The sequence below is a fragment of the Hippea alviniae EP5-r genome (assembly GCF_000420385.1).
In the GTDB taxonomy this organism is placed as follows: Bacteria; Campylobacterota_A; Desulfurellia; order Desulfurellales; family Hippeaceae; genus Hippea; species Hippea alviniae.
This window is the reverse complement of the sequence record NZ_ATUV01000003.1, coordinates 1-10,935: the sequence shown is the minus strand read 5'-3', so window position 1 is coordinate 10,935 and position 10,935 is coordinate 1. Positions and strand designations below refer to the sequence as shown.

At 35.1% G+C, this 10,935-nt stretch carries 10 protein-coding genes; 5 read left to right on the top strand and 5 right to left on the bottom strand.

From position 1 onward, the window contains the following. Both G415_RS0109200 and G415_RS10430 read left to right on the top strand, forming a co-directional pair. On the top strand, positions 1–240 hold a 240-nt coding region (locus G415_RS0109200), incomplete at its 5' end, for a hypothetical protein (protein ID WP_026939689.1). Positions 241–530: 290 nt separating this feature from the next. Continuing rightward, entirely contained in the window at positions 531–1,163 is a 633-nt protein-coding gene (locus G415_RS10430; RefSeq protein ID WP_022671391.1) for a tyrosine-type recombinase/integrase, read from the top strand. 51 nt (positions 1,164–1,214) lie between these two features. On the opposite strand, the gene G415_RS11120 is transcribed toward G415_RS10430, so the two are convergent. Beyond that, on the bottom strand, positions 1,215–1,367 hold the full coding sequence (locus tag G415_RS11120; RefSeq protein WP_022671390.1) for a hypothetical protein: 153 nt from the start codon (positions 1,365–1,367) through the stop codon (positions 1,215–1,217). A gap of 88 nt (positions 1,368–1,455) precedes the next feature. Continuing rightward, positions 1,456–1,842, bottom strand: coding sequence for a MerR family transcriptional regulator (locus tag G415_RS0109185; RefSeq protein WP_155825504.1), 387 nt, complete (start codon positions 1,840–1,842; stop codon positions 1,456–1,458). Between the two features lie 215 nt (positions 1,843–2,057). On the opposite strand from G415_RS0109185, the gene G415_RS0109180 reads away from it, so the two are divergent. Continuing rightward, entirely contained in the window at positions 2,058–3,242 is a 1,185-nt protein-coding gene (locus G415_RS0109180; RefSeq protein WP_022671388.1) for an ATP-binding protein, read from the top strand. 213 nt (positions 3,243–3,455) lie between these two features. On the opposite strand, the gene G415_RS0109175 is transcribed toward G415_RS0109180, so the two are convergent. Beyond that, positions 3,456–4,661: a replication initiation protein gene (locus G415_RS0109175; RefSeq protein WP_026939688.1), complete on the bottom strand. Its 1,206-nt coding sequence runs from the start codon at positions 4,659–4,661 to the stop codon at positions 3,456–3,458. Between the two features lie 1,756 nt (positions 4,662–6,417). On the opposite strand from G415_RS0109175, the gene G415_RS0109165 reads away from it, so the two are divergent. Together G415_RS0109165 and G415_RS0109160 are read left to right on the top strand one after the other, a co-directional pair. Further along, positions 6,418–7,452 carry a hypothetical protein gene (locus G415_RS0109165; protein WP_022671385.1) on the top strand — a complete coding sequence of 345 codons (1,035 nt, stop codon included), beginning with the start codon at positions 6,418–6,420 and terminating at the stop codon, positions 7,450–7,452. A 29-nt stretch (positions 7,453–7,481) separates the two neighbouring features. Next, the gene (locus G415_RS0109160; RefSeq protein ID WP_026939687.1) at positions 7,482–10,175 is read left to right on the top strand and encodes a tetratricopeptide repeat protein; all 2,694 of its coding nucleotides are present in this window, start codon (positions 7,482–7,484) and stop codon (positions 10,173–10,175) included. Between the two features lie 30 nt (positions 10,176–10,205). Here G415_RS0109160 and G415_RS11115 read toward each other — a convergent pair whose 3' ends face one another. Together G415_RS11115 and G415_RS0109150 are read right to left on the bottom strand one after the other, a co-directional pair. After that, positions 10,206–10,382, bottom strand: a complete 177-nt coding sequence (locus tag G415_RS11115) for a hypothetical protein (RefSeq protein WP_022671383.1) — start codon at positions 10,380–10,382, stop codon at positions 10,206–10,208. Between the two features lie 37 nt (positions 10,383–10,419). Beyond that, entirely contained in the window at positions 10,420–10,653 is a 234-nt protein-coding gene (locus tag G415_RS0109150) for a CYTH domain-containing protein (RefSeq protein ID WP_022671382.1), read from the bottom strand. Positions 10,654–10,935: the final 282 nt, after the last annotated feature.

The following is a 10,935-nucleotide window of genomic DNA, read 5'->3' as shown; positions in this document are numbered from 1 at the left end:
GGGGGGGGGGGAATGAAAGTTAGAGTTAACTGGAAACAAGGAATAGTAGCTTCGGACAAACTGATAAGAGTTCACAATATAGACAACCAAAAACCCCAGTGCCAGCTTGAAAAAATGAAGGAATACAGTGACTTCCCTGATGAAAAAGAAGCTCAACAAGAAATACGAAAAAGAGGTTACTCAAAGTACAAACACTGCAAGCATTGCTGGAATGATGGTGGTGCAGTTATAAATATCTGAATAAAGTATTTTACCTATATTTTCCAATCCTCTTGTCTTTTCCAATTGATAGAAAAAGGTAAATTATAGATTAATTAATTCTTAAAAACTGAATTCTCTAATTCTCTTATGAGTATATTATTAACTTAACAAAAAACCAGTTGAAAATTATATGCTATCTTATATTTTCGTATCAAAATTTATAATCAAACTTCCTAGAAACGCCGACTTTTTGACTTTTTATAATGTTTTTTTCTATAATGATTATATGTTTATCTTTAAAATAATAATATAATAAATACGAGGGAAGTATGGATAAACTCAGAATTTACAACCCCAGTTCTTTAATGGTTTCAAGTTCCATAGAATATTTATTACCAGAGCAGATAAATGCCCTTACTCAAGTATTTTTAGATTGGTATGATACTGATACAAAAAAAGCCCAAAAGCTCAATAGAGGTCGTTATTGGTTAACCTTTCTCGTTTTACGCTACACAGGAGCAAGAATAGGTGAAGTATTACTTATAGATGATACTACGGATATAGACTTTAGAAACTCAGAAATAAGACTTATCACCTTAAAGAGACATAGCAAAAAAAAGAAAAATACTACTCGTATAATACCTGTCCCAGACAAAGTAGTAAGCGAAATAGCCAGATATATCGCAGAGTATCCAAAAATGAGAGGAAAGGTGTTTAAACTTCACCAAAGCAACTTCCGTAGAAAATTTTATGAATTAGCAAAGAAAGCTCATATCCCTAAAAATTTAGCCCACCCACACATTTTAAGACACTCAAGAGCTATAGAACTTTTGAGAGCAGGTGTTCCGGTTACAATTGTTCAAGATTTATTAGGGCACTCTGCTTTAACTACAACTGCCATGTACCTCAGAATAAGCGGTCAGGAAGCTAAAGGAATATTAAGGGATAAAGGGTTGATATAATGTTGATATAATTAGGACTACTAAAACTTACCTACCTGATCCTAGACTTCTTTATTTTCTTAAGTTGGTTGGAGTTTTTTTTGCACCCTCTATGGTGGTTATAACAATTTCCTTACCTACTTTATAGATATACCCTACTATTTTCCCGGCCACTTTTATAACATCGTCTGGCTTACGGAATTCTACCTTTGGACCTTTTGCCATAAAACCTCCTTCCTCTTATAGTATTAATATATAAATTCTTGAAAATATTTTATTCCTAAAGTAAACAAAGTCAATAAATATAACTATCTTAACTTTTAGAGAATAATCTCTTAAACCAACTTTTCTTCTTTTCAGGTTTTTCTTCTGGTTTTGGCAACATTTTTCTCATTTCTGCAAGTTGGATTTGTACAAGCTCCCTTAGAGCTCTATTTTCTTTTTCAAGATCATCAATCTTTTTCTCAAGTCTTAATAAAATAGACGCAAAGGCTTGGGGCGTATCATCTTTTTTCACGAGTTTATTTATAGCTTCTTGGACACTCAATCCTTCAGATGTAAATTTAGCAATCTGCTTCAACAGAGGTATTACTTCCTCTGTTGGTTCCGTAACTATCCCTCTATCATAGAGTGCCAAGTAATATTTCCTAACAGTATGGTAATTCATATGTGCCAATTCAGAAAGTTCTTTTATATTCATAGATTTGATTATACATCAATTGATGGTTGATGGCAATAATAACTATTACTATAAGGATTATAAGCGTCAAATCGATGACCTATCAAAAACATATTTGATAAGTATCATCAAATAGACAAAAACTTAAACCGCTAGTAATTTAATAATTTTTTGTATTCCAACACACTTTTTTATATACTAATTTTGTATTATAATACAATTATGTGGAGGTTTCTATGTTTGATAAGATAAAATACTATTCATCTCTATTTCTCTCATCAAAAGTTCCAGAGTACAAGAGAAGCATATATCACAAAATAGACTTCAAAGAAAAAATAATAGGACTGAAAGGGGCAAAAGGTGTCGGTAAAACTACTATTATCCATCAATATTTAAATTCTGTTGATATCCCTTTAAACGAGAAGCTATATGTATCCTTAGATAATCCTATAGTAGAAGAATACTCTTTACTTGATATAGTTGAAATTGCTTATAAAAAGGGTGTAAAGTTAATAGCGTTCGACGAGATACATCATAAAAAGGACTTCGAAAGAGAGCTAAAATCTATATATGATTTTTTTGACATACAAGTTGTCTTTTCTGGCTCTTCTGCCATTGCTTTATCCAGTAGCGATTTGAGCAGAAGAGCAGTAATCTATGATATCCCGGTTTTATCACTTAGAGAATTTTTAGAGTTAAGGTTAAAGGATAAATTTGATTACTTTGATTTGGAAAGTATATTAAATAACCACGAAAAGATTGCTTTTGATATCATCTCAAAAATAAGACCACTTAAATACTTTGAAGAGTACATAAAGTTTGGTGCATATCCGTTTTTCTTAGAAAGCAGTCAAGACACTTATATATTAAAACTTCTTGAGGTTATTAATAAAACAATAGAAAGTGAGCTTTTATATCTATTCAATATAGACATAAAAAATATTCACAGTCTAAAAAAACTTCTCGTGGTTCTGTGCGAGAATCCACCCGGAAGCTTTAATATAACAGCCCTATCAAGAGAAATAGGTATAAACCTCAGAACACTATATAACTACATTGAAGCACTACATAAGGGAAAATTAATCCATCTCTTATATTACAACAAGAAAGGTAATGCTATACTCCAAAAACCAGACAAAGTACTACTTGACAACCCGAATCTCTTTAATGTTCTATGTCAAGATAAAAATATAGGAGCTACAAGAGAAAGTTTCTTTGTATCTCAATTAAATGAGTACAATATTAGATACTCAAAATATGGAGATTATATAATAGATGACAAATATGTCTTCGAGATAGGCGGAAAAAGAAAAACAAAGAGACAAATAAAAAATATCAAAAACTCATATCTGGTTATTGATGATGAAGAGATAGGAAGTGATAACAGGATACCACTTTGGTTGTTCGGGTTTTTGTATTAAACCTGCTTTATTTGATAATACATCAATTGACAGTTAACGCTAAATATTGTTATCATTACAATAATTATATGTGTCAAATTGATAACTTATCAAAAACATATTTGATAGGTATCATCAAATAAAAACCTCATTCAATAATCAGTCTTCTATCTGTAAAACATTAAAATAAATACTTTTTATTGGACGTTGGGAGAATTTTATAGAAAATTAAATCTATCTTTTAATTAAATTCCTTATTTTTTCATCAGTCCACTTAAACCATCTCACAGTATCCGGGTCATCTATTTTATCCAACCTAACCTCGTAATATCCTTCTTCGTCCTTTTCTCCTATGTGGGCAATCTTCCAGCGTTCGCCAGTTTTAGCGTTTCTCACAACCTTACCGATAACTTCTTTTTTCCAATCCTCTTCCTCATCAAATTCCAACTCTATTTCTTCCACGCCAGCGTAATCCTTTTCTATGGCGTTTTTCAAATAACCACAATAGTTTTTAGGGTTCTTTTTGCTTGTATAGTCTATCTGGGCCTTTATGTATTCCTTACCCTTTTCCTCTAAAACACCCAATAATAGATTTATACAATTTTTGCGCTTTCTGTATTGCTCGGGAAGTAAAAAAAGAAGCTCCCGTAAGTCTTTATCTTCGGCAAGAGATTTATAGTCTTCGGTCTGTTGGGCTAACTTGAGCTGTTGGGGTTTGGGTTTTATAAAAAACTTTATATGTGTATATTTTCTGCCTGTCTTGTAGAGCTCATAAGATACAAGAAAGTCAATATTCTCATTTTCATTAAGCTCTTCTACGGCAACATCTATTACTCTTCTCTTTAAATCAAAAAATCGCTTATATTCACCCTTTTCAACACCTAAGAGTTTTTTAAAAGTCTCAAGTTCAATCTTTGGAAATTCAACATTTTTGTAATCTCTTAAATTCTCATACAAAACCAATGTGTATTTTGATCTAAAACCTTTCTCAATTATAAGGTTTAATTCTGCATACATACCCTTCATATCTATAAGAGCTTTTCTTATTCTTTCTGGAAACTCAAACTCTATCCAAACTTCCTCTTTTTTGCTTCGCCTTTCGATAACTCCAGCATAAGATAGAACATTCATTTTACCTCTAACACGAATATCTTTTCTCAATATATCAAAATATGCTTTGCGTTCTTGTAAATCAAAAATAAGGTCAATATAGTAAGTGTTATTCTGTTTTGCCTTATCAAGCATAGCTTTTAAGTCGGTCAAAGCACACCTAAACACCTTTGTGTCTTTATTTTTCTTTAATTCTTGTTTAGCTACATATATAAAAGCATTGTAGAATTTTCGTTGCTCCAAAGTCATCTCAGTTTGAACTGCTATCATGCCACTTGGCTTATGAATTATAACAGCATTCTTTTTCATAGCTTTTACAAGCATACTCATACCACCCTTCCTTTTCAAAAATTATACACTAAAAACGACATTTGTAAAGTTATTTGTCGTTGTTTGTTATTAGATTTGTCGTTGTTTGTTATTAGATTTGTCGTTGTTTGTTATTAGATTTGTCGTCCTTTATCTTCGTAAACCCGCATAGAGACACCATTCCCGGAACCGCAAAACTTTAAAACCTAAAAATATAAAACACAACCGGAGAAGAAAAATTCTATGGGAGAAGATATCTATTCCCACCCACCACCCTTGTTGTTTGTTGTTGTTTTTTCATTTTTTTCTGACAAGGAGATAGAGTTCTGCTTTTTAGAATAGGCTCTTTCCCAAAATCTATACTTTTCACCAAACTACAGGAAAAAAGAGTTTCTACCAATTCTATGGTTTTTAGCCGCCTACTCGCAAAGGCTAACGCCTTTGCTCCTACACGGCGGGCTTGAGTCTAAGCCAAATTTGATTTGTAGTTCCTGTAAGATTTGAGCTCGACGGCAAACTTTTGCGAGCGTAAGCGAGCAAAAGGCAAACGTCGAGCCGACAACCGAGCGAAGCGAGGGCGTCAGTTTTCTAATTTGCCCGTAGTGTGTAAATAACTCTATTGAACGATAATAGATGTATTCGATTATAACCGGGGGAGAGCCGCTCCCCCGACAATATATGTCAAGGGGGCTCTCACCCCGATTCGCACTAAACTTTGCCAAATTTACCTAATACTATACATGCCATGCCGTTTGCCGTTGCCATGCGTGCCTAGCGCCCTTCGCCCTGGGCTCTTTTCAAGCCCACGCCTGTCCTTCGCTTACACCTTTCCGGTTGCCAGCCGGATCGGATGCCTTGTGCTATTAACACAAGGTCGGACGCAGGCGTTGCCCTTTTTTTGGGGGGTTACTACGGCGCCTCCGAGCCCAGCCAACCGTAGCCAGCTGGTTACTTCGCCCCTTCTCTCGAGATGGCACTTACTCCTATTGGAGTAGCCCGCCACCGTGGGCTTTTACCCCACACTCCCTATATGGGTCCTTAGGTGCCCCCTGTGCCTGCTGATTCAGCCTTGCGACCCTTATCGCAAGCTTTAAAAGGTGGCTTTCAGACTACGAAGTGTCACAGCTCGTCTTACTTGCACCTACTACAGCAGACTTTACAGCGGGGGTTCCTCTCGTCACCATAGACCCTCGGCTCGCCCTTTCGGGCTTTAAGGTGTCTGCTCTAACCGCAATGGATTCGCCGGGTTGCCATCCCGGTTTAGCCCAACGCGGCCGACACCTGCCTTGCAGGTTGTGTATCCATAGCTATCTGCCTTAGGATACACCCCCTGACCAAGAGGGAGTCCAAGATAGGCAGTCGCACCACTCCAAGAGTGGCGGCGTGAACTCAACCTGTAGTCACACCCCGGAGTTCGGGTAGCTCCCACAGGCTGGTTCCCAAACCGGGCGTGCGTCTTTCGATCGCACCCGGCTCTCCAGCACCTGTGCTTTTTTCCGCTTGTGTTGGGGGTGGCAAGTCCCCAACGGCGGGTGGCTAGTCCGCCTACACGGAAAAAGCACAGTGGTAACGGCATGGCATGGCATATATAGTCACACACTTCCTTGTTTTTTGGGGAAATGTGTGGGCAATTTGGCAAAAGAACATGCCCATACTGGGCACTATTAGTATGCTTCCATTTTTGGTGGTTGTCAATATATTTATATCCACTTCATTAATATATTGTAATATTATTGTTTTTATTTGATTATTTTTCTATTATCAGTATAATAGCTGTATGGGTGACCTTACGAATGCAAGATTGTATATAGCCTTAAGGAGAGCTCAGGCAAAAATAGTCGGATACACAACATACCCGCCCGGGTTTTTGTGTGAGTTTTACAACCGTGATACATTCGTGAAATATGCAGAGAAACTCACATACAAGTTTTTCCCGAAAGCAAAGGATTTGCAGATACGGGAAAATATTATAAATCTATACCGTGCTTTTCTTGTTCTTGCCCCTATCCTTCAAAAAACACCATATACATATAAGCTTGATTGGACAAGAGGGCATTTTTTGTCTTATCTTAGGTTCCTAACGAGCAACAGAATAGGCAGGAAATATGTAAGAGTTCGTGTTATTGAAAGAGAGCCGGATTTAGACAAGTTGCAAATAAATCTAAATGTTTTGGGCATAAAAGATGGTAAATTTATCGAGATTCTTACAGGTTTGTTTTTGCAAAGCTATGGTTTGAATGCTTTAAGAGGTTCTCTTGTAAATAGAATATTTGATCCTGTAATGTTCTTGAATGATAGAGATGGGTTTGAGTTAAGACGCTCAAATGAATTTATTAAGCTTGAAAAAAAGCCTTTTAATGGTTGTATAGATATTGAAAAGCAATATGTTGAATTCTGGGACTATAAAATTAGAAGGGTAAAAGCTAATAAGGGAATGACTCTTGAGATAAAAATAAGAGACGAAGAAATAAAACAATTTAAAGAAAAAATAAAAGGGATTTTAAAATCACACCCTTCTGTAAGCAGTAAAATAGCTTTAGTTAACAGAGAGGTAAAAGCCTTTACAGAAAAACACAGATACACAAAAGATGCATACGACCAAATGATAGAACTTCATAAATGGTTGAGAGGTAGGGTTTCAAAAATAGCAGCTACAAGGAAAGAGATATACCAAGCTGTAGAGATAGTAAAACTCTGGAAAGAGAGATATTACCCAAACACAGTTTTTAGAAAGAATAACTTTTTCTGGGACCCAAAAGAGATGACAGAAGAGGATTATATTTACTGTTTTTCGCCGTACAGAGAAGTATAAGTTTTGCAGGTTTTAGATAATTGTGTAAGATGGATATGAAGAAATGGGAGGTAAAATTGGTAGGTTTAACCTTTGAAAAATACGAACCATATTTCTCATTTTTCCTTAATTGGAAGAAAAACAACCCATCAACTTGGAAGGATGACAAAAGGATTCTTGCTCTGCTTACAGCATCAAGAGAGCCTATAACAGCATATATGCTTCATAGCTTCAGCGGTATTAATCAAGAGTATATAGAGCATCTTTTAGAATTCTGGCATGAGTTTCTGAATATCGAAGGTAAGCCAAAGCTATACAGTCCAAACAGTATCTATCTTAGAGATTTCGTAAAGCTTCCAATAGCTACAGGAAGACCAGAAGAAGAAAAGCAACTAAAAAGAGAACTAAGCGAAGCTTTCGAAGAAGCAAACAAGAGTATCTGTAAGTTTTATGTAAACAGAGAGATTTTAAAAAAGATAGTGAATAAAAACGCAAAAGATAAAGATGAATCCATACTTTTGAATTATGCCGTAGGCAATCTAACTTATCACATAGATGTTTCTCACTTCTCAGAAAGAGAGCTTATAGATATCTTGAGTCTGCTTATCTTTGACAAAGAAGAGTATAATCTCTTGTATAAAATCCGAAAGAGCTACTCTCAAATAGAAGAGTATAAAGAAGATTTAGATGACCTTATATGGAAAATCTATGTAATGCTTGAGAAAAAGGAAGGTTTCTCAAAAATAGATGAAAACCTGAAAACCATTATGGGCTACTACTTAGAGATTATGCTTCTAAGAGCTGCTATGACAAACAAACCACCAAAATATCAACAAGATGAGCCAATCACTCCCATATTAAGATCCAAACACTACCTTTTAGATGAACTCATAAACATCTCCTATGAGACAAACAACATCAGGCTGTTTTTGGGAGTGGCCAATGAGTTTCATATCAAGTGCAAAGGTGCATGCGAAGAAGACCCTATAAGTCTTAGGTTCAACATAAGGAATCTAAAAAGTAGCATTAAAAAACTGAAAAGCGATTACTTAAGAATGGAAGTCTACACCCTTCTTATAGATAGATTATCCGCCAAGAGAAAGAAGAACTCTACCGTAAGGAAAAACCTAAAGGATTTGAGAGAAGAGTTAAGAAAAATAGAAGAAGAGATAAACGACTATTTTATGGTTTATGAAGTAGAGACCTATTTCAATGTGGCTATTAAGCTTTATGAGTCAGGAGAGATAGATGAAGTAGAAAACCTAATAGAGAAAATCAAAGAACTTACAGACAAGATAAAGAATATCTATTTTCAGAAAGAGAGAGCAGTTGTTCTATTGATAGAGCTCTTAAGTAGGATAAACCGTATTGATGAAGCAATAGAGATAATGAAAGCAAACGATTTTGAGATTATCAGAACAGGATTTCTTGTTGTGATAGCAGAGCACCTTATAAAGAAGAAAGAGATTGATAAAGCGATAGAACTAACTAGCACATTAGAAGACAGACAGTATAAGGCTATGACAATTTATCCTGTTATAATAGCTGAGCTTCTGAGATTAGGAGATGCACAAAGAGCCATAAATACCTTATCCAAAGGAGCAGAAGACGACTTAGATAAAGCTGAAATTTTCAAGATAGTGGTAGAATATTTAACAAGAGAAGGATTTTTAGATAATGCTATAAAAGCCCTGTTTACAGAAGAGAGTGCCAACTTAAACGATAAATGCACTCAGAGTTCCATAGAGTTTCTAAAAGAAGCAACCAAAATAGCAGAAAGCATAAAGGAGTGCTTAGTTCAATCAGAAGTTTACTCCATTATAGCAACCCGTTTAGCAGAGCTTGGCTTTGTTGATGAAGCTGTTAGGGTTCTCTCAGAGAAGGTGAATGTAAAGAACTGGGAAGTTGAAACCTGCTATATGATAATAAACGATTTGAAAAAAGCAGGTAGGATAGAAGATGCCAATAAAATAGCAGATGAAGCCATTAAAGCTTTAGAGAAAGTCGAAGGATACGACAAAGCTGAAATGTATTCTTTTGTAGCAGCCAGTTTAGCCGAGATTGGCAGAGAAGAAGAAGCAAGGGAGTTAATGAAAAAGCTTCATAAAGTCATAGATGAAGAGATAGAAGAAAAAGACAAAGACGACTTCTATAAGTCAGATGCTTATGCTGGCTATGCCTATAGAATGGCTGAAATTGGCAAAATGGATGAAGCCATAAGATCAGCCGAGAGTCTAACAAACGATGGTTTCAGGGCAGATGTGTATTTTGGTATTGCTGATATCTTTATGAAGGATGGCAGAATAGAAGAAGCAATAGAGATAACAGAGCTTATAGACCATAGCTATTATCAAGCAGAATCCTACGCAAACATAGTAAAGAAGCTTATAGAAGCAAAGGATATAGACAGAGCTTTGAAGATAGCAGATAAAACAAACTATATCTCATACAGAATAGAAGCATACAAAACACTTGCGGATTACTTCATAAGTATTAACGATATAGGCAAAGCCTTAACTCTTGCAGATAAGATTGAATATAAACCATACAAATTTAAGATTTACTCTCACATTGCAAAGAGATTGGCAGAGATAAACAATGTTCAAGAGACTGAAAAGGCAATAGAGAAGATAGATATCGACTACTACAAAGCCAAAAGCTATTTCGAAGCATCAAAAATCCTGTCCAAAAATGGGAATATAAGAAGCGCTTTGGAGATGGTGGAGAGGGCTAAATTTAAATAATAAGAAGAAATAATATAGAATTTGGGTCGCTTAATCTTTATCGTTGTCCTCTAATACTTCTATTCCTTTTGTTACAATTTCCGCAAGGCCAACCAAGGCAGTACCTATGAAAACCGCTACCTTTGCTATCTTTTTGACAACTTCAGTTGTACTAGTATCACTATCGTTATCAATATCAATATCGTTATCAATATCGTTCTCTGCCATACTTCCTCCTACCCCTCTTTTCTTCTATTAATTACAATCAACCTAACACTTGCTTTGCTTTCTTTACGTATATTTCTGCCATTTTTAAGTTGTTATCTTTTATATAACTTTCTAAATTGTCTAATATATTACTTAACTCACCTATTCTGTTCGATAGCTTTTCAATTGTTTTAAGTTGTTGTTTAGCAGTATCTCTGCCTTCTATATTTTGATTAATAGCTTTTTGCAAACCACCTTTCATTCCATTAACCACAGACTTAATAGAACTCATTTTTTACCTTTTTAATTTTTCAATTAACTTTGTAAACTGTTCCAATTATAACACAAGTCTCACTAAATTCAATCATATTTTACGTACATGTAGTGCACATGTAGTGCATGCACGTGTTAACTATACTAAAATGTAATAAAATTGCTCAATATTAAGTTAATTGTTTGCATAGCTTATGTAATAATTCAAATATGTTTAGTTTTATTCACTAGACGGAAAACGTATTTACAAGAAACAATAATGGAATAATATATTTAAATAAAAGCAAATCGGGGGGGGGGG

Coding starts and splice junctions, on each gene's coding strand:
- G415_RS0109150 (WP_022671382.1), bottom strand. CDS start 10,653: ATGAGTTCTATTAAGTCTGTGGTTAATGGAATGAAAGGTGGTTTGCAA.
- G415_RS0109160 (WP_026939687.1), top strand. CDS start 7,482: ATGGATATGAAGAAATGGGAGGTAAAATTGGTAGGTTTAACCTTTGAA.
- G415_RS0109185 (WP_155825504.1), bottom strand. CDS start 1,842: ATGAATATAAAAGAACTTTCTGAATTGGCACATATGAATTACCATACT.
- G415_RS0109175 (WP_026939688.1), bottom strand. CDS start 4,661: ATGAGTATGCTTGTAAAAGCTATGAAAAAGAATGCTGTTATAATTCAT.
- G415_RS11120 (WP_022671390.1), bottom strand. CDS start 1,367: ATGGCAAAAGGTCCAAAGGTAGAATTCCGTAAGCCAGACGATGTTATA.
- G415_RS11115 (WP_022671383.1), bottom strand. CDS start 10,382: ATGGCAGAGAACGATATTGATAACGATATTGATATTGATAACGATAGT.
- G415_RS10430 (WP_022671391.1), top strand. CDS start 531: ATGGATAAACTCAGAATTTACAACCCCAGTTCTTTAATGGTTTCAAGT.
- G415_RS0109165 (WP_022671385.1), top strand. CDS start 6,418: ATGGGTGACCTTACGAATGCAAGATTGTATATAGCCTTAAGGAGAGCT.
- G415_RS0109180 (WP_022671388.1), top strand. CDS start 2,058: ATGTTTGATAAGATAAAATACTATTCATCTCTATTTCTCTCATCAAAA.